This is a genomic window from Alteraurantiacibacter lauratis (genome assembly GCF_037154155.1).
Taxonomy (GTDB): domain Bacteria; phylum Pseudomonadota; class Alphaproteobacteria; order Sphingomonadales; family Sphingomonadaceae; genus Alteraurantiacibacter; species Alteraurantiacibacter lauratis.
The window spans coordinates 188,549-214,258 of record NZ_JBANRN010000003.1; the positions used below are offsets into that span (position 1 = coordinate 188,549).

The window sequence follows — 25,710 nt, forward strand, 5'->3', positions numbered from 1 at the left end:
ATGGCGGGGGCTTTCGTCAAGCCGCCCGCCTGTATTCCCGCGCAATTACCAGATCTTCACGCGCTCTTCGGGCGGCAGATAGAGCGGATCGTCCGGGGTGACGCCAAAAGCCTCGTACCACGCATCCACATGGCGCACCGCGTTGTTCAGGCGGAAATCGCCCGGCGGGTGCGGGCTGCCGCCGATCATCTGTGCACGCAGCGCCTGTTCGCGGTATTTGCCGCGCCACACCTGCGCAAAGCCGAGGAAAAAGCGCTGGTCGCCGGTAAGCCCGTCGATCACCGGCGCTTCCGCCCCGTCCAGCGACAGGCGATAGGCGCGGTAGGCCATTTGCAGCCCCACCACATCGCCCAGCGTTTCGCCAAGCCCGCGGCTGGTCAGGCACACCTGTCCATCGTCGATGCAATATTGCTGGAGCAGGCCGACCAGACTTTGCGTGCGCGCGCGGAAACCGGCCAGATCTTCGGGTTGCCACCAATTGCGCAGCGTGCCCGTGCCATCATAGCGCGAGCCCGAATCGTCAAAGCCGTGGCCGATCTCGTGCCCGATCACCGCGCCGATCGCGCCGTAATTCACCGCCGGGTCGTTGCCGGGGCCGAAAAAGGGCTGTTGCAGGATCGCGGCAGGGAACACGATCTGGTTGAACGGGGGCATGTAATAGGCGTTCACCGTCTGCGGCAGCATCAGCCATTCCGTGCGGTCTACCGGCTTGTCGAGCCGGGCGAGCGAATCGGCGCGGCGCCAGGCGGCGGCGCTCATCCGGTTGGCCAGCGGCGCGCCGGGTGTGATCTCCAGCCCGTCATAGGTCTTGAACTGGTCGGGATAGCCGATCATCGAGGTGAAGGACGCCAGCTTGGCCTTCGCTTCCTCCACCGTGGCAGGCGTCATCCAGTCGTTTTCCGCCAGACTCAGTTCCATTGCCCGGAAGAGATTGGCGACGAGCTCGTCCATCATCGCCTTGCTTTGGGGCGGGAAATGCCGTTCGACATACAGCGCGCCCAATTGCTCGCCCAGCATCCCCTCGATCTCGCTGATCGCGCGCTTCCAACGCGGGCGCTGTTCGGTCTGGCCGTTCAGGAACCGCCCGAAGAAATCGAAATGCGCGGTGTCGATGGCCGAAGGCAGAACCGGCGCGTAGGACGCGAGAAAGCGCACCGCCATCCACGCCTTCAGCGTTTCCAGCGGTTCGTCCGCGACCATCTGCATCATGGCGGGCAGGCCGCCGCCCATCAGAGCCAGTTGCGCCTCGGTCAGCTCCAGCGCGGCCACTTCCTCGTCCGTGGGCAGAAGTTGCGAGGCGAGGAAACGCTGCACATGGCCCAGTTCGCTGCTGTCGAGCAGGGCGTCCACCGGAAAGGCCGGGGCAAGCGCAGCCAGTTCGGCGCGGCTCAACTCGTTATAGGTCAGTTCCGGGATACGCATCATCTGCTGGTCCCATTCGATCACCGCCACGCGCCGCTCGAAATCATAGACCGCTTCTGCCGCCGCCTGCGGATCGGCATAGCCCGCCTGCCCCAGCATGAAGGCAAGGTATTCGCGGTAGGCCGCACGGGTCGCCAGGTTCTGTTCGGTATCGTCGAGGTAGTATTTGCGATCGGGCAGACCCATCCCGCCAAAGCCGATTTCGACCGCGTGGGCATTGGGGTCCATATCGTCGATTGTCACGCTGGCCGAAACCATCGCGGGCATTCCGGGGCGGGCGAACAGGCGCACCAGTGCGTCCAGATCGGATGCGGTGTAGATTTCGGTCAGGAAGGGGTAAGCCGGCGCCATCCCGGCTGCGTCAATCGCGTCCTGATCCAGAAAGGCCTGATAGGCATCGACCAGCCGGCGGGCCTGCGTGCCCGGCGCGGGGTTGGATGCGACCAGTTCGGCCACCAGTGCTTCCACATCGGCCACCGCCGCCTCGCGCAGGAAATCAAACGCGCCATAGCGCGAAAGATCGGCCGGAATCTCGGTATTCGCCGTCCAGCGGCCGTTGACATAAGCGTTGAAATCCGCGCCCGGCCGCGCCGAAGGATCGATCTGCGTCAGGTCCACGCCCCAGGTGCCAAAGGTCATGGTGGGCGCTATGGAGACGGTCTGCGAGGCGGCAGTCGGCGTATCCGCAGCCGCAGGAACAGACGCATCCTCATGCGCCAGAACGGGCAGGGAAACAGCCAGAGCGAGCGTGGAGAGGCCGGTAGCAAGAAGGCGACGGATCATGTGTAACCCCTGAAAGCGCTGCGCGGCAGGCGCACAGGCTGTGGCAAATGCAAAACGAAGCTGTAGCCGAGGCGCGCGGCAGGCAAATGCCGCTTGTCGGTTTCAGTTGTTACTTCGTCGAATATCAGCGGCCCCCGCAACGGGCAAGCAGGCCCGAAGGCGGTGGATTGGTCGAAAACCTCAGGCCGCCTGATCGGTGAATTGCAGCGAGGCGAGGCGGGCGTAGAGGCCGCCTTTGGCCATCAGCGCGCCGTGATCGCCTTCTTCCACGATGCGTCCGCCATCCATCACCACGATCCGGTCGGCCGCGCGCACCGTGGCAAGGCGGTGCGCGATCACCAGCGTGGTGCGGTTTTCCATCAGCCGTTCGAGCGCCTGCTGCACCAGCCGCTCGCTTTCGGCATCGAGCGCGCTGGTCGCCTCGTCCAGCAGCAGGATCGGCGCATCGCGCAGCAGTGCGCGGGCAATCGCCATGCGTTGCCGCTGCCCGCCCGACAGCCGCGCTCCGCCTTCGCCAAGGAAGGTATCGAGGCCTTCGGGCAGGTCGCGCAGGAACTTTTCGGCATTGGCCGCACGCGCCGCATCCCAAATCGCGTCTTCGCTGGCATCCCATGCGCCATACCGCAGATTGTCGCGGGCATTGGCGGCGAACAGCACGCCTTCCTGCGGCACCAGCGCCATGCGGCGGCGAATTTCGGCAGGGTCGGCCTGTGTCAGCGGCACGCCGTCGATCTTCACCGTGCCCGCCTGCGGGTCGTAGAACCGCTCGGCCAGCTGGAAGATCGTGCTCTTGCCCGCGCCTGACGGGCCGACAATCGCCACAGTCTCGCCCGGCTCCACCGTTAGCGTGAAGCCCTCGATCGCCTTTTCGCCGGGCCGCGTGGGATAGCTGAAAGTGACATTGTCGAACGCGATGGCCCCGCGCGGCGGCACGGGCAGCGGCACAGGGCGGGCGGGCGGCGCAATCGCGGGCGTCTCGCTCAGCAATTCGTTGAGGCGGCTGGCCGCGCCCGCACCGCGCAGCAGATCGCCATACACCTCGGTCAGCGCGCCGAAGGCGCCTGCCACGATCAGGCCGGTAAAGACAAAGGCGGCAATCGTTCCACCGCTCAGCGTGCCGTCGGCCACCATCATCGCCCCGCGCCACATGATGAAGGTCAGCGCGCCGAAAATCAGCGCGATGGCCGTGGCGGTCATCACCGAACGGATCAGGATGCGCGTGCGCGCGGCGGCGAAGGTATCCTCCACATCGCCGGCGAAACGGGCCAGTTCGCGGGCTTCCTGGTTGAAGCCCTGGACGATCTTCATTGCGCCCAGCACTTCGGTGATGCGCGCGCCCACGGTGGCGATGCGATCCTGGCTTTCACGGCTGGCCTTGCGCACGCGGCGGCCGAATATGGCAATCGGCCCGATCACCAGCGGGATCGCCACCACCATCAACAGGGTGAGGCTGGGGGCAAGGTAGATCATGTAGCCAAGCCCGCCCACCGCCAGGATGGCGTTGCGCAGCGCGACCGAGATGGTTGTGCCCACCACATGTTCGATCTGCGCGGTGTCGGCAGTCATGCGGGTGGAGATTTCGGACGGCGAGTTTTCCTCGAAAAAGCCGGGCGAGAGGCGCAGCAGGTTCTCCTGCACCGCCAGCCGGATGTCGGCCACCACCCGTTCGCCCAGCAGGCTGACGAAATAGAATCGGCAGGCTGTGCCCACGGCCAGCACCATCGCCACCAGGAAGAGGCGGCGGAACCACAGATTGATCTCTGCCGGATCGGCCCCGGCGGCAAAGCCGGAATCGATTACACCGCGGAAATAGGCGGGGATCGCCAGCGTCGCGCTGGCGGTGATGACCAGCGCCAGCCCCGCCAGCGCGATGAGCCCGCGATAGCGCGCCGCCGCGCGGAAAATCATCGCCAACGGGCCGAGGCTGTCGGCGGGTTTCACAGTGTCGGGCGATGCGCGGCTGGCCATATCGGCCACGCGCCTAGCCCATCTGGCGCAAGGAATGAAGGGCGCGGATGGACAAAATCTGTGCCCCCCAATCCGAACCGGGAATTGCGCTTTGTGCGGCAACGCACCATGTCCTAAAATATCAACAGATTCGATCCGATGGGTCGCAGCCGGGGGTCGCCATGCTTTATTCCGCCTATGAAATGCACCGGCAGATGATGAACGCCGCCAGCACCTGGGCACAGGTGGGCGCGAATCTGCTATCCAACCCCGCCTTGCCGATGGGCTATTTCGGCCTTGGCCCCGCCATGGCGAGCGCGCTGAAAGTGTTTGCCCATGTGTATGAGGAACGCGGCAAGCCCGCCTTCGGCATCGATGCGGTCGAGGTGGGCGGCGAATTGTTCCCCGTTCACGAAGATGTGGTGTTCGAAAAGCCCTTCGGCAGTCTGCGCCATTTCCGCCGCGAAGGCTTGCCCGCCGATGCGCCCAAATTGCTGATCGTCGCCCCGATGAGCGGGCACTACGCCACGTTGCTGCGCGGCACGGTAGCGCGCATGGTGCAGAACCAGGAGGTATGGATCACCGATTGGGCCGATGCCAAGATGGTGCCGCTGGATAGGGGACTGTTCGATCTCGACGATTACATCGATTACCTGATCGAATTCCTGCATTTCATCGGCGAAGGCACCCACATGCTGGCGGTGTGCCAGCCTTCGGTGCCTGCCTTTGTCGCCGCTGCGGTGATGGGCGCAGCGGGCGATCCCTATCGGCCCGCCAGCCTCACCATGATGGGCGGCCCGATCGATACCCGCGCCAGCCCGACTTCGGTCAACGATGTGGCGGTGAACCGGCCGCTGAGCTGGTTTGCCAACAATGTGATCGCCACCGTGCCGTTCACCTATCCGGGTGCGGGGCGCAAGGTGTATCCCGGCTTCCTGCAACTGGCCGGCTTCATTTCGATGAACCTCGAAAGCCACATGCAGAGCCATTACCAGATGTTCCAGCACCTGACGCTGGGCGACCATGAAAGCGCCGAGGCAACGCGCAAGTTCTACGACGAATATCTGTCGGTCTGCGACATGACGGCGGAATTCTACCTCCAGACAATCCACCACGTGTTTCAGGAACACAGCCTGCCACGCGGCAAGTTCGTCCACCGCGACAAGGCGATCGATCCCGATGCGATCCGCGATACCGCGCTGCTCGCGATCGAGGGGGAGAAGGACGACATTTCCGGCATCGGACAGACCAAGGCCGCGCTGGGCCTCGCCCCGCATCTGCCCGATACGATGAAGAAATACCACCTCGCCAAGGATGTGGGCCATTACGGCATCTTCAACGGGTCCAAATGGCGGAACAAGATCGCACCGGTGGTGGAAGACTGGATCCGCGCCAATGCGCGTTAACGGTCAAGCTGCGGGCGGCGGAACTTCGGGCACGCGCCAGAACAGCCGTTTCAGCACCCGCCGCGCCAGCAGCAACAGCCACAGGCACGCCCCCAGCACGATCAGCGCGACAACGGCGCTTGCCACCGGATATTCGTAAGCCAGCCAGATCAGGCCCAGCGTCGCCACATCCTCAGCGCTCGACACCGCCACATTGCTGACCGGTTCGGGGCTGGTATTGACCACGGCGCGCGCGCTGGCCTTGCCGCCATGCGCCAGCAACGCCCCACCCCCACCCAGCAGGAAGGCGGTCACTTGCAAGACCGGATCGCCGGGATCGACAATCGCCAGCGCCACCAGCGCCCCGCCCAACGGCCGCACGAATGTGTGCACCCCGTCCCACAGGCTGTCGATCCACATCACCTTGTCGGCCAGAAACTCGGCCAGCGCGCCCACCGCCGCCAGCCCCATGATCCACGGATTGGCCAGCACGCCAAGGCCGGAAAGATGTTCGGGCAAGGGCACCACGCCGCTGCGCATGGCAATGCCGGTGGCCAAAATCACCAGATAAAGCCGCCACCCCGCCAGCAGGCTGGCACTGGTGGCAATGCCCAGAATCTCGACAATGCCAATGGTTTGCGGCGCGTCCATTGCGGCAGGCTACACCCACGCAGGCCCCCCTGTCGATCAGCGAGTGGCGATCAGGCCATGGCCGGCGATGGCCGGGGCTTGCCCGTCAGCTTGGCGCGCCATTCGCGCCCCTCCACCCGCTGCACATAGCTCCACAACGCGCATTGCAAGCCCACCAGCATGAACAGGAACGGCTGATAGGCAATGCCGACGAAGACCGCACCCACCAGATAGACCAGATGCGCCTGTTGCAGCGCGGTGGCGAGGCCCCATTGCCAGCTGCGGTTATCGCCATCGCGGCGGCGGAAACGGCGGCGCAGGCTTTCCATGTGCCACACGCCCAGCCCCTGCAGCAGCAGCCAGACGGCGAGCCCGAAATAGCCCTGTTCGCCCAGCAGCTCGAAATAGGACGAGTGGTAGGCCCGCGCCGTCTCGGTCACCTCGCGGTATTCCACGCGGCGCATGGCGCCTTCGCCGGTCGTCACCACGGTGTTGTAGGTGAAGCTGTTGGCGCGGTAGGCGTCAAAGCCGCCGCCCAGCGGATGTTCCTTGGCGTAATCGATCGTCCATTGCCACACCACCAGCCTTGTGGAAGCCGACTGGTCGCCGCGAAAGCCGACGATCGTCTCCATCCGCTCGACATATTCCTGCGGCAGGAATGGCACCGCCGCCATCATCGCAAGGCTTGCCGCGCCTGCATAGAGGAAGCGATACCGCACCGATCGCAGCAGCAACACGAACAGCACCAGAATACAGATCAGGCCCGTGCGCGCCGATGTGCCGACCGGGATCAGCAGACAGGCGAAAACCAGCCCTGCGGTAAAGGCCCATGTGGTCCAGTGGCGCGGGAAAATGCTTGTATGCCGCGCCACCCACAGCGCCAGCGGAATGGTGGCGATGGCGACGGTGGAAATGATCGAGCCTTCGTACATGCCCGAATTCTCGTCTGCCAGAAGGCGCAATTCGCCATAGCCGCCGCCGCCGAATACGGTCTTGATCCCGCCATTGATGGCAATCGTGCCCACCGCCAGCACGATGAAGGTCACCGCCGCCTCGATCCGCAATTTGGTGCGCAGGGTGAGCGGCAGGAAAGCGGCAAAGATCAGCGCTTTCCATACCCAGTCCCATTTCGCCCAGGCCGAATCCTGAAACTCGGCCCCCAGCGTGGTCATCCCGCACCACGCGAGCAGCACGAGGATCAGCGCCTGGCGGAAGGTGAAGCGCGACCCGACTTTGCTGTCGAGCAGCAACCAGCCCGCAAACGCGGCGACAAAGGTGATGAGCGAGAGCTGGAAGCTCTGGATCAGACCCCAGCCGATCTTCTGCGGCGCGACAATGTCGATATAGATATAGGCGAGCACCCAGATAAACGGACGCTTCAGCCCTAGCAGCAGCAAGAGGCCGATAAAGCCGAGAAGGAACAGATCCTTGAGCACCGCTCAGCTATCCGCATCCGGCGCGGGCGCGGGGCCGCGTTTCTTGGCCCAGCGCGAACGCGGCGCAGCCTCGCCCTCCTCGTCCAGCTCGTCGCGCTGGATCAGGCGCCATGCGGCAAAGGCCATCAGGCCATGCGTCAGGGCAAGGGTGAAGATATCGACCACGAAAAGGCTCTCGGCAATTGCAGCGTCAACGCCCTACCGTAGAGGAATTGACGCGGCGTTAAGCAAAGCCGTGGCAACAGCTTGGCCCATGCCCCCGAACACGCCTCGCATCCTGCACGTCCTCGATCACTCGCTGCCCATGCACAGCGGCTATACCTTCCGCACGCGCGCGATACTGAAAGCGCAGGAGGCGCTGGGCTGGCAGGTGCGCGGGATTACGGGGCTGCGCCATACGGCGGCAGGCCCGGATGCGGAGGAGGCCGAGGGGCTGCATTTCACCCGGACGCGCGGCGATGTCGGCGGCCCGCCGGCAATCCGCGAATGGCGCGAGGCGGGCCTGCTGGCCGATGCGATCGGCGAATTGGCAAAGGATTGGCGGCCCGACATCCTGCACGCCCATTCGCCCGCATTGTGCGGGCTGGCGGCGCTGCGTGCGGGAAGAAAGCTGGGCCTGCCCGTGGTGTACGAAATCCGCGCCTTCTGGGAAGATGCCGCCGTCGGCAACGGGACAGGGCAGGAAGGCTCGCTCAAATATCGCCTCATCCGCGCGCTGGAAAACCACGTGGTGGCAGGCGCCGACCGGGTGGTGACGATCTGCCAAGGTCTGAACGATGATCTTGTCGCGCGCGGCGTTCCCGCAGGCAAGCTGTCGATCATGCCCAATGGCGTCGATCTGGCGCTGTTCGGCACGCCCGCGCCGCGCGACGGGGCGCTGGCGGCAGAGCTGGGTTTGGGCGATGGCCCCGATGCTGGCCCGGTGATCGGCTTCATCGGCAGCTTCTATGATTACGAAGGGCTGGACGATCTGATCGCCGCCATGCCTGCCCTGATCACCCGCCATCCCGATGCGCGGCTGCTGCTGGTGGGCGGCGGGCCGATGGCAGACGCACTTCAAGCGCAGGCGCAGGCAAGTCCTGCCGCATACGCGATCCGCTTTGTCGGGCGTGTGCCGCACGATCAGGTCGAGCGCTATTACGCGCTGGCCGACATCATGGCCTATCCGCGCAAGGCCAGCCGCCTGACCGATCTGGTCACGCCCTTGAAGCCGCTTGAAGCGATGGCGCAGGGCAAGCTGGTGGCGGCAAGCAATGTGGGCGGGCACCGCGAATTGATGGAGCACGGTGTTACCGGCACGCTGTTTCCGGCAGACAACCCGGCGCAATGCGCCGCCGCGCTGGCCGATCTGCTCGACGCACGCGCCGAGTGGGGGGCGATGCGCCAGGCGGCACGCGCCCATGTTGCCGCCCGTCACGATTGGGCACGCAACGTTCAGCGTTATCAAGACGTTTACCAAAGCCTGTTACGCCGCAATCAGGATGGCCTGAGCACCGCCGCCTGAACGGGGCGGGGCAAGGGGCGGCAATAACAGGACAAATGCGTGGCAAGTCTGGCAGATGAAAAGCGGGTGAAGGGCAAAACGGCAAAGCCGCCGATCAGCACGCATCCCGCTTTCCCGTTCATCGTGGCGCTGTGGTTTGCCGCCTTGCTGGGCATTGGCAGCCTGGTGGTGCCCGTGCCGCTGATCGAACGCATCAGCGTGGCCACCGGCCTTGCATCGCTATTCCCGCCTGCCGCGCCGCCGCTGGGATTTACAGCAAGGCTGCTGATGGCGCTGGGCTTTACCGTGGGCGGCGCGCTGGTGGGCTTGTTCATCGCGCGCAAGGTGGCCGAGGCGCACCGCGCCGAACCTGCGCTGCGCCGCGCCGCACAAACCGTGGCTGGAACCGATGGCGCGCCTGTCATGCCCCCGCCGATCTCGGCGCTCGACGAGCTGGGCAGCGAGGGGCTGGATGGCCGCCAACTGACCGGCACCCCTCAGCGCGGGCGCCGTGCGCTGGCGATCGAGGAGGAGGAAGGGCCAAGCACCTTCCTCGAATTTGCCCCGCTGCCCTCTTCGCATAGCGGCGCCATCCCCTCCTCCATGCGCGAGGCCGTGCACGCGAGTGGGCTGACAGGATGGCGTCCAGAGGATGCACATGCAGACGAGACTGATGATCTCGACGAACTCGATCTTGCCCTGGTCGAAATGGCGCAGGAAGACGAGGCCAAGCCGGATGTGGCTTTGCCCGACGCGCCAATCCCCCTGTCCAATGAGGCCCCCTCCAGCAAGGCTGCCTTGACCGAACCCGGATTCACCGAGCCCGGTTTCGGCGCAAATGCCCACCATGCCGAAACAGACCCCCCCCTTGCCCGGCCATATGCCGGCGCCGCCACGCCGCTTGGCGCGGCCCGGCAGGAATTCCATTTCAATCCCACTCCGGCGGAATGCCCGACCGTCGCCATCGCCTGGGACGAAGCGGAACCGCACCACGCCAGCGCTCCGCCTCAGATTTTCGGCGAGGCCCCGGCGCAATTCGGGAGCGATGAAAGGGAGCTGGAAATGGACGACGAAACATCCGATCTGATCGATCACAGCCAGTTCCTGGCCCCTCATTTCGTCTCGGATGCAGGCGGAGCCGACGCGGAAGACGCTTACCCGGCCCCCGCCGCCCCCTTCGCTCCGCACACCGAGGCCGCACCCGAAGGCGAGCCGGAAACACCCTCACCCGCTACCGCCACGCATGATGCGCTCGACGAACTGGGCCTGGTGCAACTGGCGCAGCGCCTCGGCTCCTCGATTGAGAGGCGCCGCGCGCTGCTGGCGGAACGCGCTGCGCAGGCTGCCCGGCGCGATGCCGTGGCTGGTGCCAGCGCACCCGCGCCGGCCGCCAATCCGCTGCTCGACGATGTTGACGCTGTCGCACCCGACGAGGCCGCAGAGGCCATGGCGGCATGGTTCAACCGGCCTGCCCCGTCGCACGATGACGCGGCGATGCCGCCCGAAAGCGCCCAAGCCGCCCCGGTTGCGATCGAGCCCGCTGCCGCTGCGCCGCGCCAGGTATTCAAGCCGCTGGACGAGGATGAACACGGGGAGAAACAGGGGAACGAACGGGATGAAACGTACGAAACCGGCCCGTCCGATCACATGCCCCCGCCGCCGTTCCAAGCGTTTCCCGGCCGCGCGCTCGATGGCTTTGCGCATATCGATATCGACGAGGAGGAGGAAGACGAGGACCTGCCCGAACTCGCCGCCAGCTTCACGCTCAATCTCGGCGTTGCGCCCGGCACCATGCCGAACGATGGCGAGACAGCGCCGGTGAACCCCTTTGCCGCGCCCCGCCAGACCTTCGTGCGGATCGAGGACGAGCCCGAAGCGGGCGACCCTGGCGATGCCCAACCCGCAGTGGTGTTCCCCGCCGAAGCGCCGGTTACTGCCGGCACTGGCGAGAGGGCCGCTGCCGGCCTGTCCGCCGCCGATCAGGAAGCGCAGGACCGCGCGCTGCGCGAGGCGCTGCTCAATCTCCAGCGGATGAGCGGCGCGGCCTGAAGCCAAGCAGAGCCGCACCACGCCCGCTTCCCTGCCCCCTGGGCCTTGCCACCCGATACCGTCAATGGTCCAAGGGGTGCACCGGCCCTATCCGTAAAGGCGCACCCGCATGGCGAACGGGCGGAAATTGCCCTGCCTGCAATCTTGCCAAAACACATTAGTGTCGCCATGGGGAAATCTCGCGACATTTATGACAAGCACCCATGCCGGGTGAGTCGCGCATCGCTGCCTGCTACATGCGGCAACGGGGCGCTGCAAACCTTGGCCTGAGACAGGGACCGACAAGTTGAACGAACTGCCAGCACCCCAGGGCCTCTACGATCCGCGCAACGAACATGATGCCTGTGGCGTGGGCCTGATTGCCCACATCAAAGGCCAGAAATCGCACGCCATCGTGACCCAGGCGCTGGAGATTCTGAAGAACCTCGATCACCGCGGGGCCGTGGGTGCAGACCCGCTGCTGGGCGATGGCGCGGGTATCCTGATTCAATTGCCCGACCTGCTGCTGCGCAAATGGGCCGAAGGCGAAGGCCTGAAGCTGCCGCAGCCGGGTGATTATGCCGTGGCCATGTGCTTCCTGCCGCAGGACGAGGCAGCGCGCGATTTCGTGGTCGCCACCTTTGAAAAGTTCATCGCCAAGGAAGGCCAGCGCCTGATCGGCTGGCGCGATGTGCCGGTGAACACCGCCGGGCTGGGCAAGACGGTGCTCGAATCGATGCCCGTCATCCGCCAGTGCTTCGTCGCGCGCGGCGAGAATTGCGCCGATCAGGATGCGTTCGAACGCAAGCTGGTGGTGATCCGCAAGCAAACGCAGAACCCGCTCGCCGCGCTGGCCGAAAAGCACAATCTGCCCGGCCTGACGCAGCTGTACATGCCCAGCTTCTCCAGCCGCACCATGGTCTATAAGGGCCTGCTGCTGGCAACGCAGGTGGGCAGCTTCTACGAAGACCTGCAGAACCCCGATTGCCAGTCGGCACTGGGCCTTGTGCACCAGCGGTTTTCGACCAACACCTTCCCCAGCTGGCGGCTGGCGCATCCGTTCCGCTTCATCGCGCATAACGGCGAAATCAACACGGTGCGCGGCAATACCAACTGGATGAATGCGCGCCGCCGCACGATGGAAAGCGAGCTGCTGGGCGCGGATATGGACAAGCTGTGGCCGATCGTGCCGCACGGCCAATCCGACACGGCCAGCCTCGACAACGCGCTCGAACTGCTGGTGGCGGGCGGTTATCCGCTGGCCCATGCGATGATGATCCTGATGCCCGAAGCCTGGGCCGGGAACCCGCAGATGGAGCCCAAGCGCCGCGCCTTCTACGAATACCACGCCGCGCTGATGGAACCGTGGGACGGCCCCGCTGCTGTTGCCTTCACCGATGGCCGCCAGATCGGCGCCACGCTGGATCGCAACGGCCTCAGGCCCGCGCGGTTCTGCGTGACCAAGGATGACCTCGTGTGCCTCGCCTCCGAAAGCGGTGTGCTGCCGTTCGATGAAAAGGACATCGTGCGCAAGTGGCGCCTGCAACCCGGCAAGATGCTGCTGATCGACATGGAAGAAGGCCGCATTATCGAGGACGAGGAATTGAAGGCCAGCCTCGCCAATGCCCAGCCTTACGAGGAATGGCTGCAGAAGGCCCAGTACAAGCTGAAGGATCTGGAGGCGATCGAAACCTCCAGCGAAGCCGTGCGCCAGTCGGACGAAACGCTGCTCGACCGGCAGCAGGCCTTTGGCTACACGCAGGAAGACATCGCCAAGTTCCTCGAACCCATGGCGGTGAATGCGGATGATCCTATCGGCTCGATGGGCACCGACACGCCCATCGCCGTGCTGTCCAACCGCAGCCGCCTGCTCTACGATTATTTCAAGCAGAACTTCGCCCAGGTCACCAATCCGCCGATCGACCCGATCCGCGAGGAACTGGTGATGAGCCTGCTGTCGATGATCGGCCCGCGCCCCAATCTGCTGGGCATGGATGCCGGCACGCACAAGCGGCTGGAAGTCGAGCAGCCAATCCTGACCAACAAGGACATGGAAAAGATCCGCTCGGTCGAAGCCAGCCTCGACGGCGCGTTCCGCACTGCCACCATCGACATGACGTGGGATGCCGAAACCGGGGCCGACGGGCTTGAGGCGGCGATCAAGGAAATGTGCTGGGCCGCGACCGAGGCGGTCTTGCAGGATCACAACATCTTGATCCTGTCGGACCGCGCGGCCAGCCCCTCGCGCATCCCCATGCCCGCGCTGCTGGCGACCGCTGCCGTGCACCACCATCTGGTGCGGCAGGGCCTGCGTATGCAGACCGGGCTTGTCGTCGAAACCGGCGAAGCACGCGAAGTGCACCATTTCTGCGTGCTGGCGGGTTACGGGGCAGAGGCGATCAACCCCTATCTCGCCTTTGAGACGCTCGAAGCGATCCGGGTGGACAAGCACCCTGAACTGGCGCCCGAACAGGTGCAGAAGAACTACATCAAGGCGATCGGCAAGGGCATCCTCAAGGTCATGTCCAAGATGGGCATTTCGACTTACCAGTCCTATTGCGGCGCGCAGATCTTTGACGCGGTGGGCCTGTCCAGCGCGTTCATCGATCAGTATTTCACCGGCACCGCCACCACGATCGAAGGCATCGGCCTTGCCCAGGTCGCGGAAGAAACCGTGCGCCGCCATCAGGCCGCGTGGGGCAACAACCCGATCTACCGCAACATGCTCGATGTCGGCGGGATCTACCAGTATCGCCTGCGCGGCGAGGATCACGCGTGGACGCCCACCAATATCGCCCATGTGCAACACGCGGTGCGCGGCAACAAATGGGCCGATTACGAGGCCTTTGCCCGTTCGATCAACGAACAGTCCGAACGGCTGCTGACGATACGCGGCCTGATGGAGCTGAAGAAGGCGGAAAAGCCGCTCGACATCAGCGAGGTTGAGCCCGCGAGCGAAATCGTGAAGCGCTTTGCCACCGGCGCGATGAGCTATGGCTCGATCAGCTGGGAAGCGCACACCACGCTGGCCGTGGCGATGAACCGCATCGGCGGCAAATCGAACACCGGCGAAGGCGGCGAGGATCCGGCGCGTTTCAAGCCGATGGAAAACGGCGATTCGATGCGTTCGGCGATCAAGCAGGTCGCATCGGGCCGCTTTGGCGTGACCACCGAATATCTCGTCAATTCGGACGACATCCAGATCAAGATGGCGCAGGGCGCAAAGCCCGGCGAGGGCGGCCAGTTGCCGGGGCACAAGGTGGACAAGACCATCGGCGCGACCCGCCACTCGACGCCGGGCGTGGGCCTCATCTCGCCCCCGCCGCACCACGATATCTATTCGATCGAGGATCTCGCGCAGCTGATCCACGACCTGAAGAACGTCCAGCCCACCGCGCGCATTTCGGTGAAGCTGGTGTCCGAAGTGGGCGTGGGGACGGTGGCTGCGGGCGTGTCCAAGGCGCGCGCCGACCATGTGACCATTTCGGGTTACGAAGGCGGCACCGGCGCATCGCCCTTGACCTCGCTCACCCATGCGGGTTCCCCTTGGGAAATCGGCCTCGCCGAAACGCAGCAGACGCTGCTTCTCAACGATCTGCGCAGCCGTATTGCGGTGCAGGTCGATGGCGGGCTGCGCACCGGGCGCGATGTCGCCATCGGAGCGCTGCTGGGCGCGGACGAGTTCGGCTTTGCCACCGCCCCGCTGATCGCGGCAGGCTGCATCATGATGCGCAAGTGCCATCTCAACACCTGCCCGGTGGGCGTGGCAACGCAGGATCCGGTGCTGCGCGCGCGTTTCGTCGGCCAGCCTGAGCATGTGATCAACTACTTCTTCTTCGTGGCCGAGGAACTGCGGCAGATCATGGCCGAAATGGGCTTCCGCACGCTGGACGAGATGATCGGCCGCGTCGACCGCATCGACATGAAGCGGGTGGAGCGCCACTGGAAGGCGCAGGGCGTCGACCTGTCGCGCCTGCTGCGCCGCATCGAAGTGCCCGCGGGCAAAGAACTGCGCCACACCGAAGGGCAGGACCATGGCCTCGAAAACGCGCTCGACAACGAACTGATCCAGGCCGCGCGTCCGGCGCTGGAGTACGGCGAGACGCTGGTGCTCGATTTCCCGATCCGCAATGTCAACCGCACGGTGGGCACCATGCTGTCGGGCGAGATTGCGCGCCGGTTTGGCCATGCGGGCCTCAAGCCCGATCAGCTGCGCATCAACTTCACCGGGGTGGCCGGGCAGAGCTTTGGCGCATGGGCCGCGCATGGCCTGACGCTGGATCTGGTGGGCGATGCCAATGACTATGTCGGCAAGGGCCTGTCGGGCGGCCGCATCATCGTGCGCCAGCCAGCGGGCGTCGACCGCGATCCCACCGCCAACATCATCGTGGGCAACACGGTGCTGTACGGCGCGATTGCGGGCGAGGCCTATTTCAACGGCGTGGCGGGCGAACGCTTTGCCGTGCGCAATTCGGGCGCGATTGCCGTTGTCGAAGGCACGGGCGACCATGGCTGCGAATACATGACCGGCGGCGTCGTCTGCGTGCTGGGTCCCACGGGCCGCAACTTTGCCGCCGGGATGAGCGGCGGCATCGCCTATGTCTATGATCCGGATGGCACGTTTGCCAGCCGCTGCAACATGGCGCAGGTCGAATTGCTGCCCATCGATGCCGCGCCTTCGGCAAATGAAGGCACCGGCCGCCCGCAGCAGCGCGCGCTTAACGTGACCGATTTCGGCATGGGCGACCCGCTCTATCACGATGCCGAACGGCTGCGCATTCTGGTGGAACGGCACAAGCTGCACACCGGTTCGGCCCGCGCGGCCGAATTGCTCGACAACTGGGACACGGCGCTGAGCAAGTTCGTGAAGGTCATGCCGACCGATTATGCACGCGCGCTCAAGCAGCTCGAAGCCGAGCGCGAGGCCGTCGCCTCCGTGGCGGCGGAATAAAGGTTACGATACAATGGGCAAGGAAACCGGTTTTCTCGAACTCGACCGCCAGGATCGCGCCTATGCCGATCCCAAGGAGCGGGTGCATCATTACAAGGAATTCGTGATCCCGCATCCCGAACCCGCGCTGCGTGCGCAGGCTTCGCGGTGCATGAATTGCGGCATTCCCTACTGCCACAACGGCTGCCCGGTGAACAACATCATCCCGGACTGGAACCATCTGGTCTATGAAGGGGATTGGAAGAACGCGCTGGAAGTGCTGCATTCGACCAACAATTTCCCCGAATTCACGGGCCGCATTTGCCCCGCCCCGTGCGAGGCGAGCTGCACGCTCAACCTCACCGACCAGCCGGTGACGATCAAATCCATCGAATGCGCGATTGTCGATCGCGGGTGGAAGGAAGGCTGGATCGAGCCGCAGATCCCGGCGAAAAAGACGGGCAAGAGCGTGGCGGTGGTGGGTTCCGGCCCGGCCGGCATGGCCTGCGCGCAGCAACTCGCTCGCGCCGGCCATTCGGTGACGCTGTTCGAAAAGGCGGACCGGATCGGCGGCCTGCTGCGTTACGGCATCCCCGACTTCAAGATGGAGAAGCACCTCATCAACCGCCGCGCGGTGCAGATGGAGGCCGAAGGCGTCACCATCCGCACCTCCACCGAAGTGGGCGTGGATGTGTCGATGAAGTCGTTGAAGGAGAACTTCGACGCGGTGGTCATGGCGGGCGGCGCGGAAGAGGCGCGCATGCTCAACATCCCCGGCGCGGAACTTCCTGGCGTGCGGCTGGCGATGGAGTTCCTGACCCAGCAGAACAAGCGCGTGGCAGGCGACAGCGAGGAACGCGCCGCGCCGCGCGGCACGCTGGTCGCCACGGGCAAGGATGTGATCGTGATCGGCGGCGGCGATACGGGCAGCGACTGCGTGGGCACATCGAACCGGCAGGGCGCCAAGAGCGTGACACAGATCGAAATCATGCCGCAGCCGCCGGAAAAGGAAAACAAGCTGCTGACCTGGCCCGATTGGCCGATGAAGTTGCGCACCTCGACCAGCCACGAAGAAGGCGTGAACCGCGACTGGGCCGTGCTGACCAAGGAAGTGGTGAGCCAGGACGGCGTGGTGACCGGCCTCAAATGCATGCGCGCCGATTGGAGCGAAGGCAAGCTCAAGGAAGTGCCGGGCAGCGAATTCGTGCTCAAGGCCGATCTGATACTGCTCGCGATGGGCTTTGTCGGCCCGCGCAAGGCCGGGATGGTGGACCAGAGCGGTGTCGAACTGGATGAGCGCGGCAATGTGAAGGCTGACACGCTCACCTACCGCACCTCCGATCCGCAGATCTGGGCCTGCGGCGATATGCGCCGCGGGCAAAGCCTTGTCGTCTGGGCCATCCGCGAAGGCCGCCAGTGCGCGCGCAGCGTGGACGAGGCGCTGATGGGCGTATCCGAACTGCCGCGCTGATAGGCACGCTGCGTGCTCTTGCACGACAGCTTGCCGCGCTGCTGCTTGGCGCCACGCTGATCAGCGCGCCGTTGCAGGCGCGGGAAGCGGATGGGGAAGCTGCCGGGCGGTATTACCTGCGCGGCGGCTTCGAAATCGCCATGCAGCTCGAACTGCGCGATGATGGCAGCTACGGTTTCGAGCTGGCGGTGGGGGCCAAGGATGAGCGCTCGTCCGGCACCTGGACGCAAGCGGGCAACCGCATCATTTTTGCCACCGATCCCCTGCCCGTTGCCCCCGTTTTTGCGCAAATGGAGCGCGACGCCGCCGCCGATGCGCCCTATCTGCTGGTCACATGGCCGGACGGCGAGGTATTGCAGGGCGTGACGGTGCGGCTCACCTGCGCCGGCGGGGAAGTGGCGTGGGGTTACACGCACGACACCGGCTGGCCCTACCCCGAAAACGAGGATGGATTGGGCGGGGACGGGCTGTGCGCCGAACCGCAAAGCCTGCGTTTGATAGAGGGCATCCACGACATCCATTCGCCCGATTACGATGTGGCAGGAGTGGCGGGCGGCCTGCGGTTTGTGCTGCATCCCAATGATCTGGGGCTGCGCGACATGACCGGCTGGCAGGCCATTCTGGACGGCGATCGCCTGTGGCTGGAATACGACGGGTCAGACCGCGTCGAACTGGTGCGTTATCGGCCCAATTGAACCCCTCGCCTGCGCCCCGCCTGTATCGGCCGCGCTTGTGTCCCCACCCGGCCTTTGGCACTCTCCTGCAAAACACAGGCAGGAGAGGCCGCGCATGATCCCCGAAAGCTACCACGCCGATACAGACGGCCTGCCTTGGGCCGAATGCTGGGCGGATGATCCCGCCATCCGCCTCAAACTGCTGATGGCCGATGTGGAGGGTGCGCGTTTTGCGGTGCGCATGGGCTTTGCGCCGGGCACGCAGGTGTTCCCGCACAAACATACCGGCGAGGTCCACGCCTATACGCTGGCAGGCAAATGGTCCTACCTCGAATATCCTGGCAGCCCGGCCAATGTCGCAGGCTCCTATCTGTTCGAACCGCCGGGCAGCACGCACACGCTCAAAGTGGCGGATGATGCGGACGGGGAGACCGATGTTCTGTTTGTGATCTATGGCGCGCTGCTGCATCTGGACGATGGCGGCAACCCGGTCGCGATCACCGATGCCGCCAGCGTGATCGCGGAATATGGCCGCCGCCTGCGTGATGCGGGGGTGCCGGTGCCATCGGTGCCCACCGGCGGGGCGATGGGATACCGGGCGGTCTAGGCGCTAGTCCAACTCGTAGCCCAGCTGTTCGAGCAGCGGCCCCGCCTTGGCCACGAACAGGCGGTTCTGTTCGGGGGTGAAGACATTGCGCCAGCCGCGCGGTGCGGGCTTTTCGGCGGTTTCGTCCGCCTGCTCGCCTGTATTCACGCCGCCGGTAAACTGCGTCTTGCGGGCGCTGCGAAACGTGCGGAAGGTCTGGTGCACCTTGTCGAGCGAGCTTTTGCTGACTGCTGCTTCCACCTGCGCCGCGCTCAGATCGAGGTTGCAAAAGCGAAAAACCTGCGTCGCCGTGCCAACCGGATCGGCACGCATGTCCTCGAACCGGATCAGCAGCATATTGGGATGATCGCGGTGCGCCACCCACGATCCGGCATTGTCCGCCCACGATCCGTAACGCACACGGCCCGCCAGCGTCTTTTTGAGGAAATCGTCAAAACTGCCCTGGTAGCGGTGGATGTGGCGGAAATAATCGTAATAGGAAATCGTCGAATCGCGCCCGTCGCGCACGATGTAGACGACCTTGCCGTTCAGGAAATAGGGCGCATGGGGCAGATGCGATTTGAAAAAGCGCAGCCCGCCCGGTGCAGGTTTCATGCGCGACAACCGCTTGCGAAACTCCAGCGCGTCAATCGTGGGGCTGGCATTTTCCAGCGCGGCAAAGCCGGAGACATCGCCCTGCGTGGTGGCGTGGTAGACGATATGGCGCAGCCAGGTATTGCCTGATCGCGGCCAGGAAAACAGGAAACGGTCCTGCGGCTGCACATCCATCCACGGCACGCCGGCCACACGGTGAATAAGATCGCGTTTGACCTTGCGGGCATTGCGCAGGGCCACTTTCACCTTGTTTCCGATCACGCCTGCACGCCTCTTGCCAGGGACAAACAAGGCTTAGGTCACGCCCCGCCATTGTGCAAGCGCAGCATAAGCGTTCCCCCTTAGCTGCGGGCAGGTTGCAAAGCCACTTTCCTACGCGCTTGCTGCTGCGTCAGCACCTTGGCCGCTCTTTCCCATGGTCAGCACATCCGCGAAAGGCGGCGCGCAAAGTGTCAACTTTGCATTTCGACAGATTTTTTCTGAAATATCAGAACTATCCGATCGGCTAAGCGCCGCGTCACGATGTCAACTTCGTCAGCTTCACGCGCCAGCCCTTTCCTCCGCCGCGCGCCGGCTTGCCGCGAACATCTGCGTGAAATGGTCGTCCGGGGCATCAACCCCTGCCTCGCGAATGGTGGTGCGGCGCATGTCGCGGCGGTAAGCGGTATCGTCAAAATCCCCGGCGCGGTGCATGGTGCACAGATTGTCCCAAATGCTCATGTCGCCGGCGCGGTATTCCACCGCGATCACATATTTGGCCTGCGTGGCATGGGCGTTCAGCTCGTCGATCAGCGCGCGGCCTTCTGCGCGGCTCATCCCGACAATGTCGCGGGCGTGGGCGCCGAGATACAGACCGCGCCGCCCGCTGGCCTTGTGCTCCATCACCACCGGCTGCACCGCGTGCGGCATGGCGTCCAGTTCCTCCTCGGTGGTGGGATATCCGGCTTTCATGCGCGAATAGAAGTAGCAATGCCGCGCCTGCAGCCCCTCCAGCCGGTCCTTCATGCTTTGCGGAAGATCTTCGTATGCGCTGCGTGTATCGGCAAACAGCGTGGGCGCGGATATGCCCGCAGGCGGCGCTTCATGGCACAGCAACAGCGCCTGTGCGCTGCGCACATTCATGTAGCTGCTGTCGATATGCCACAGCCGGTTGCCCGCATTGATCAGCCGGCGCAGTTCGTTATCGATAATCCGCCCTTCGGCATCGATATTGCTGGCATCGAACAGTTCGGGATGGGCGAAACGCGGCGGCTTGCCCTTGTGCACCGGGGCGAGTTCGACATGGCCGAAGATCCGGCTGAAGGCGACATGGCCGGCATCATCCAGACCCGTATCACGCCACAGGGTGACGCCCCATTCATCCTGCGCCGCACGGATGGCGGATTGTGTTGCGGCGTCGAGCGGGCGCGTGATGTCCACGCCCGAAATCTCGGCACCGAAGCGGGGCGACAGCGGGGTGATGGCAAGCGGCATGGCAATTCCTCTCCGCAGACCGCTATATCCTTAGCTTCCTAACTAATCCAGCCGCCAGTTGATCGCCCCGCGCCCTTCGCTTTCCAGAAAGGCGTTGGTGCGGCTGAACGGGCGTGATCCGAAAAAGCCGCGATGCGCCGATAGCGGGCTGGGATGCGCGGACTGGATCAGCAGATGGCGCCCGGATTGCAGCGCCGGGATTTGGCTCGCCTTCTTCTGTGCGTGGGCACCCCACAGGATGAACACGCTGGGCATGGGCCGTTCGGCCACGGCCGTCACCAGCGCATCGGTGATCGCCTCCCACCCGCGCCCGGAATGCGAGGCAGGCTTTCCGTCCTCCACCGTCAGACAGGCATTGAGCAGCAAGACGCCTTCCCGCGCCCAGCCTTCCAGATTGCCATGTGCGGGCGGCTCCACCCCCAGATCGGCGCGCAGTTCCTTGTAGATGTTCTGCAGGGAGGGCGGCGGGCGCATACCGTGCGGCACCGAAAAGGCGAGGCCGTGCGCCTGCCCCGGCCCGTGATAGGGGTCCTGCCCCAGGATCACCGCCTTCACCGAATCGAGCGAGGTCAGTTCCAGAGCGCGCAGCCGCGCCCCGCGCGGCGGATAGATCGCCTTGCCCGCTGCCTCCTGTTCGCGCAGCCAGCCCCCCAATTGCCGCGCCGCGGGCCTTGCCAGAACACCGGCCAGCGCCGAGCGCCAGCTTTCCGGGATAGCCTGTTCCAATGCGTGCCCTTTCCCTCTGCGTCCAATCCGCCTAAGGCATTCCTCCTATGGCTGTCTATTTCCACGAAGAAGATCTGCCCGCCGATGTGCTGGCCCCCGGCCCGGTCGCGGTCGATACCGAAACGATGGGCCTTGTCACCCACCGGGACCGGCTGTGCCTGCTGCAAATCAGCGATGGCAAGGGTGACGAGCATCTGGTGCGCTTTGCCAATGGCAGCGCGTTCGATGCGCCCAATCTGAAAGCGGTGCTGGCCGATCAGTCGCGGCTCAAGCTCTATCATTACGCCCGCTTCGATCTGGCGGCGATCCGGCATTATCTGGGCGTGGTGGCCGCGCCGGTATTCTGCACCAAGATCGCCAGCAAGCTGACGCGCACCTATACCGACCGGCACGGGTTAAAGAACCTGGTCAGCGAATTGCTGGGCGAGGATATCTCCAAGCAGCAGCAATCGAGCGACTGGGGCGCACCCGTCCTCAACGATGCCCAGCGTGAATATGCCGCTTCCGATGTGCGGTATCTGCACCGCCTGCGCGAGGTGCTGATCGCCCGGCTGGAGCGCGAAGGGCGGCTGGAGATGGCGCAGGCCTGTTTCGATTTCCTGCCCACACGCGCCGCGCTGGATATGGCCGGATGGATCGACAAGGATATCTTCAGCCACGAGTAAGGCTGGCTTGGCCACGGGCGGGACTGCATGACCATTCAGGCTGACAGGATGAGGGGCCGCCGGCAGGCCTTTGCCGCCCCCGGATCGCGGCTGGACCGGATCGTGCGCTTTCTGGCCGTGGCGCTGCCCGCTGGCGTGGGCGTTGTCGCGGCGATGATGCTGATCACGCCGCTTGGCCCGCGCGGCGAAGTGTCCTTCTTGCTCGACCGCAACAAGGTTGCCATCGCGGATGACCGGCTGCGCATGGACAACGCGCTGTATCGCGGGGTGGACAGGCAGGGCCGCCCCTTCTCGATCGAAGCGGGCGATGCCGTGCAAACCAGCAACACCGTGCCGCTGGTGGAAATGCACCGTCTGGTGGCGCGCATCGTCCTGCCCGAAGGCCCGGCCGTGCTGAGCGCGGCGGCAGGCACCTATAATATCGAGACGGAACGCGTGACCATTCCCGGCACGGTGCAGTTCACCGCCAGTGATGGCTATGCCATTACCGCCAGCAATGTGTCGGTCTTTCTGTCCGAACGCCGGCTGCTTGGCGAAGGCGGGGTAGAGGGTGTTCTGCCGGCGGGCACGTTCTCGGCTGACCGGATCGAGGCCGATTTGCCCGAACGCAATGTCGCGTTGATCGGTAATGCGCGCCTGCGCATGGTGCCGGGGCAGATGCGTCTCCCCAGCGGCTTCTCCGTTGGCGTGTCGCGCAGCAACGGTGGGACGCGGCAATGATATGCTTGCACCATGTCGCTGATCGGCTATCGCTCGATGGCATGAATGCCACGCGCCGCCTCTCGCTTGCCGCCCTCGCCCGCCGCGGATTGCTGGGCGGCCTTGTCGCCGGTGCGATCGGAACGCTGGGCTTCGGATCGCTGGCCGGCGCGCAGTCCATCGCCGGATTCAATTCCAACCAGCCGGTCAGCTATGCTGCGGATCGTATCGAATTGCAGGATCGGCAAAAGCGCGTGGTCCTGTCTGGCGATGTCGTGATCCAGCAGGGCGACCTGCGGTTGACCGCGCAGCGCACCACCGTCGCCTATACCGATCAGGGCTCGCTGCAGATCCAGCGCATCGATGCGACGGGCGGCGTGGTTGTCACCCGCGGGGCCGAACGCGCAAGCGGCGCGTCGGGCGTGTACGATTTCAACCGCCGTGTCATCGTGTTGGCGGGCGGCGTGGCGTTGCGCCGCGGCAACGACACGCTGAACGGCGGACGGCTGGTGATCGACCTCAACAGCGGGCTTGCCAGCGTGGACGGCAGCGCGGCGAGATCGGGAACAGCGGGCGGAAGCGGCCGCGTTTCGGGCACATTCAGCGTTCCGCAGCAGAATTGACCGCCGGGTCGCACAACCGGCCTAGCCGCGCCGGCAATCCAGTTCCGCAAGCCGCGCGGCCCCTTCGGTATCGCGCGCACGCCGCAAGGCATTGATCGCGTTATCGCGCAAGGGACAGGCGAGGCCACCCTCCTCACGTGCCGCAAGGCGCACCATTTCCTCGTAACCGCCGGGCGGAAACAGCCGCGGCCGGGCAATCACGCCGGCCTGCCAATAGCCGGGCTGGGCGAGCTGCCGCGCCAGCGCCGTCCGGCCCTGGGGCGTGGCCGCCAGCTCGGCCAGGATCGGCTCGGTCACATCAGCTCCGGCGGCGCCCGTTGCGAGCAGCGCGGCAAGGCGCTGCACCGCCGCGTCGGCATTGCCCGCCAGCAGCGCAGCCCGCGCCATCGCGGCCTGGGCATAGGGCTCCCGCCAGCCGCGCCGCCCGGCTTCCTCCAGCGCGGCAAGGCCCGAATCGCTCATTCCGGCGCGCAATTCCGCCTGCGACAGCAGCGTAAGATGTTCCGCAGGCAAAGGGCGCGCGCGCACCAATTCGCGCACGAGGCGCAAGGCATCCTCGGTCTGCTCCTTCGCCATGGCATCCTGTGCCAGATGCACCAGCGAAAAACTGCGAAACGGCGCCGGCACGAGCGAGGCGAGCTGAGGGGCGTAGCGCGACGCCCGGTCAATCTGCGCGGCCCCGATCACCAGGCCCACGACCGCCAGCGCAGCGATCCATACGACGCGGCCGATCATTTGGCTTTCTCCTGCAGGCGTGTTGCCAGCAAAACCACCAACAGGCCCGCCATGCACAGCAGCGCCTGGTTGCGAAGCGGGTAATCGATCAGCGCTTGCGCGGCGATGGCTATCCCGGCCACGCCCGCCCCCACGCCCGGCCACCACGGGCCGCGCCGCAAATGCTGCCAGCTGGAAAAGAGAGCGAAGACCAGCCAGCCCGCTGCCAGCACCAAACCGGCAATTCCCGATTCGAGTGCCACTTCCAGCCAGTCGCTGTGCGCCCGGCCAGCCTTTCGCGGCGACACATATTCCAGCGATTCGTGCAGCTGAAACACCTCGTCGAAAGTCGCCGCCCCGCTGCCTGCGGGCCAGTATTGCCCGGCTGCGTACAGCGTATCTTCCCACATTTCCGGACGGTCGGTCCGCCTGTCCTCAAACCGCGCGATGGCATCGGCTACGCGTCCGCCCTGCGCGGCGGAATAGGCAATCGCGCCCAAGGCCAGCGCCCCGCCAAGCGCCAGCACCAGGCCAAGGGCGGCAACCTTGCGGTCGGCGCGCGGCCCGCGACGCAGGGCAAAAGCCATCAGGCGCAAGAGCAGCAGCGCCAGCGGCAGGGCGATGAGGACCATGCTCGATCGGGACTGGGTGAGGATCGCGCCGATCAGCAGCAGGACGGCAAGACTCCCTCCGGCCAGCAGCACGCGGAGGCGCGCGGGATCGGCCAGCGCAAGGGCAAGGCAGGCCCCGATCACAAAGAAAAGGCCGGTGGAATTGCGGTTCGCAAAGGTGGCGTAGAGAATGTTAGGCCCCGGATCGATCGGATAGAGCAAGCCGTAAGTGTTCGCTCCCTGCAATTGCACCGCGCCCAGCACAAGTGCCGCGCCGCCGCAGGCAACCGCCGTCCACGCGAGGGCCCGCTTGTCGGCATCGGGCAGCATCGTGCCAAGCGCGATAAGGGTAGCCGGGGGAATAAGGCCGGCAAAAGCCGTCAGCGTGCGGCCCCGGTCGAGGCTGAGCGAAGCCCATTGGCCGTCCCCCAGGCCCGTCAGCATATGCGAGGCCAGCACCGCCTCGCGCCCCGGCAGCGCCTGCCAGATGGCGGGCGGCAGAGGCACAAGCTGCACCAGCGGCAATGCCAGGGTCAGCAGAACCAGCAGCCGCAGGAACAGCGGCGCATGGACTACGAAACGGCCCACCGCACGGCCATTTACTGCCAGCAGCAGCAGCGCGAACAGCTGAATGGCCAGATTGTTGAGCCCGTATGCGACGCCGCCGCCGCCCAGCAGAAACGCCAGCACGATCAGCGCCTGCAATTGCACCCGCGGGGAGGTGAGAGGCGCGGTTGCACGCTGCCCAAATCGGCCTGCCGGAGCTGTGTCCCTTGGTTCAGCGCGCAGTGCAGAATCAGGCATGAGAA

General features: G+C 65.2%; 20 protein-coding genes. 10 read left to right on the top strand and 10 right to left on the bottom strand.

The window, feature by feature from the left end; translation table 11 throughout:
* Positions 1–45 precede the first annotated feature (45 nt).
* Positions 46–2,205 carry a M13 family metallopeptidase gene (locus WFP39_RS04725; protein WP_336917992.1) on the bottom strand — a complete coding sequence of 720 codons (2,160 nt, stop codon included), beginning with the start codon at positions 2,203–2,205 and terminating at the stop codon, positions 46–48.
* A gap of 180 nt (positions 2,206–2,385) precedes the next feature.
* The gene (locus tag WFP39_RS04730; protein WP_336917993.1) at positions 2,386–4,173 is read right to left on the bottom strand and encodes an ABC transporter transmembrane domain-containing protein; all 1,788 of its coding nucleotides are present in this window, start codon (positions 4,171–4,173) and stop codon (positions 2,386–2,388) included.
* A 161-nt stretch (positions 4,174–4,334) separates the two neighbouring features.
* On the opposite strand from WFP39_RS04730, the gene WFP39_RS04735 reads away from it, so the two are divergent.
* Positions 4,335–5,558: a polyhydroxyalkanoate depolymerase gene (locus WFP39_RS04735; protein WP_336917994.1), complete on the top strand. Its 1,224-nt coding sequence runs from the start codon at positions 4,335–4,337 to the stop codon at positions 5,556–5,558.
* Positions 5,559–5,561: 3 nt separating this feature from the next.
* Here WFP39_RS04735 and WFP39_RS04740 read toward each other — a convergent pair whose 3' ends face one another.
* The 3 genes from WFP39_RS04740 to WFP39_RS04750 form a co-directional block, all read right to left on the bottom strand.
* Positions 5,562–6,170 (bottom strand): DUF4126 domain-containing protein, encoded by a 609-nt coding sequence (locus WFP39_RS04740; protein WP_336918084.1) that lies wholly within the window; start codon positions 6,168–6,170, stop codon positions 5,562–5,564.
* Between the two features lie 68 nt (positions 6,171–6,238).
* Positions 6,239–7,603 (bottom strand): putative O-glycosylation ligase, exosortase A system-associated, encoded by a 1,365-nt coding sequence (locus tag WFP39_RS04745; RefSeq protein WP_336917995.1) that lies wholly within the window; start codon positions 7,601–7,603, stop codon positions 6,239–6,241.
* Between the two features lie 3 nt (positions 7,604–7,606).
* On the bottom strand, positions 7,607–7,768 hold the full coding sequence (locus WFP39_RS04750) for a hypothetical protein (RefSeq protein WP_336917996.1): 162 nt from the start codon (positions 7,766–7,768) through the stop codon (positions 7,607–7,609).
* An 88-nt stretch (positions 7,769–7,856) separates the two neighbouring features.
* Here WFP39_RS04750 and WFP39_RS04755 point away from each other — a divergent pair, with 88 nt between their 5' ends.
* The 6 genes from WFP39_RS04755 (at position 7,857) to WFP39_RS04780 (ending at position 18,796) form a co-directional block, all read left to right on the top strand.
* Positions 7,857–9,107 carry a TIGR04063 family PEP-CTERM/XrtA system glycosyltransferase gene (locus WFP39_RS04755; protein ID WP_336918086.1) on the top strand — a complete coding sequence of 417 codons (1,251 nt, stop codon included), beginning with the start codon at positions 7,857–7,859 and terminating at the stop codon, positions 9,105–9,107.
* 39 nt (positions 9,108–9,146) lie between these two features.
* On the top strand, positions 9,147–11,135 hold the full coding sequence (locus WFP39_RS04760) for a hypothetical protein (protein ID WP_336917997.1): 1,989 nt from the start codon (positions 9,147–9,149) through the stop codon (positions 11,133–11,135).
* Between the two features lie 286 nt (positions 11,136–11,421).
* Positions 11,422–16,065, top strand: coding sequence for a glutamate synthase large subunit (gene gltB / locus WFP39_RS04765; RefSeq protein WP_452039021.1), 4,644 nt, complete (start codon positions 11,422–11,424; stop codon positions 16,063–16,065).
* A gap of 13 nt (positions 16,066–16,078) precedes the next feature.
* A complete protein-coding gene (locus WFP39_RS04770) occupies positions 16,079–17,515 on the top strand; it encodes a glutamate synthase subunit beta (protein ID WP_336917998.1) in 1,437 nt (478 codons plus the stop codon).
* Positions 17,461–18,210 (top strand): hypothetical protein, encoded by a 750-nt coding sequence (locus WFP39_RS04775; protein ID WP_336917999.1) that lies wholly within the window; start codon positions 17,461–17,463, stop codon positions 18,208–18,210. Before WFP39_RS04770 ends, WFP39_RS04775 begins: the two co-directional genes overlap by 55 nt.
* 94 nt (positions 18,211–18,304) lie before the next feature.
* A complete protein-coding gene (locus tag WFP39_RS04780) occupies positions 18,305–18,796 on the top strand; it encodes a 2,4'-dihydroxyacetophenone dioxygenase family protein (RefSeq protein WP_336918000.1) in 492 nt (163 codons plus the stop codon).
* Positions 18,797–18,799: 3 nt separating this feature from the next.
* Here the strand turns inward: WFP39_RS04780 and WFP39_RS04785 are convergent, their stop codons facing one another.
* The 3 genes from WFP39_RS04785 to WFP39_RS04795 form a co-directional block, all read right to left on the bottom strand.
* Positions 18,800–19,651 (bottom strand): sulfotransferase domain-containing protein, encoded by an 852-nt coding sequence (locus WFP39_RS04785; RefSeq protein ID WP_336918001.1) that lies wholly within the window; start codon positions 19,649–19,651, stop codon positions 18,800–18,802.
* Positions 19,652–19,930: 279 nt separating this feature from the next.
* Positions 19,931–20,863: a TauD/TfdA dioxygenase family protein gene (locus tag WFP39_RS04790; RefSeq protein WP_336918002.1), complete on the bottom strand. Its 933-nt coding sequence runs from the start codon at positions 20,861–20,863 to the stop codon at positions 19,931–19,933.
* Positions 20,864–20,905: 42 nt separating this feature from the next.
* Positions 20,906–21,589, bottom strand: coding sequence for a uracil-DNA glycosylase (locus WFP39_RS04795; protein ID WP_336918003.1), 684 nt, complete (start codon positions 21,587–21,589; stop codon positions 20,906–20,908).
* A gap of 47 nt (positions 21,590–21,636) precedes the next feature.
* Here WFP39_RS04795 and WFP39_RS04800 point away from each other — a divergent pair, with 47 nt between their 5' ends.
* From WFP39_RS04800 to WFP39_RS04810, 3 genes are read left to right on the top strand one after another with little or no spacing between them, the layout of a single operon-like run.
* The gene (locus WFP39_RS04800) at positions 21,637–22,254 is read left to right on the top strand and encodes a ribonuclease D (protein WP_336918004.1); all 618 of its coding nucleotides are present in this window, start codon (positions 21,637–21,639) and stop codon (positions 22,252–22,254) included.
* 27 nt (positions 22,255–22,281) lie between these two features.
* The gene (gene lptC / locus WFP39_RS04805; protein ID WP_336918005.1) at positions 22,282–22,974 is read left to right on the top strand and encodes an LPS export ABC transporter periplasmic protein LptC; all 693 of its coding nucleotides are present in this window, start codon (positions 22,282–22,284) and stop codon (positions 22,972–22,974) included.
* Positions 22,975–23,015: 41 nt separating this feature from the next.
* Positions 23,016–23,576 carry an LptA/OstA family protein gene (locus WFP39_RS04810; RefSeq protein WP_336918006.1) on the top strand — a complete coding sequence of 187 codons (561 nt, stop codon included), beginning with the start codon at positions 23,016–23,018 and terminating at the stop codon, positions 23,574–23,576.
* Between the two features lie 21 nt (positions 23,577–23,597).
* Here WFP39_RS04810 and WFP39_RS04815 read toward each other — a convergent pair whose 3' ends face one another.
* Positions 23,598–24,311: a hypothetical protein gene (locus WFP39_RS04815; RefSeq protein WP_336918007.1), complete on the bottom strand. Its 714-nt coding sequence runs from the start codon at positions 24,309–24,311 to the stop codon at positions 23,598–23,600.
* Entirely contained in the window at positions 24,308–25,612 is a 1,305-nt protein-coding gene (locus WFP39_RS04820) for an O-antigen ligase family protein (protein WP_336918008.1), read from the bottom strand. Before WFP39_RS04820 ends, WFP39_RS04815 begins: the two co-directional genes overlap by 4 nt.
* Between the last annotated feature and the right edge of the window lie 98 nt (positions 25,613–25,710).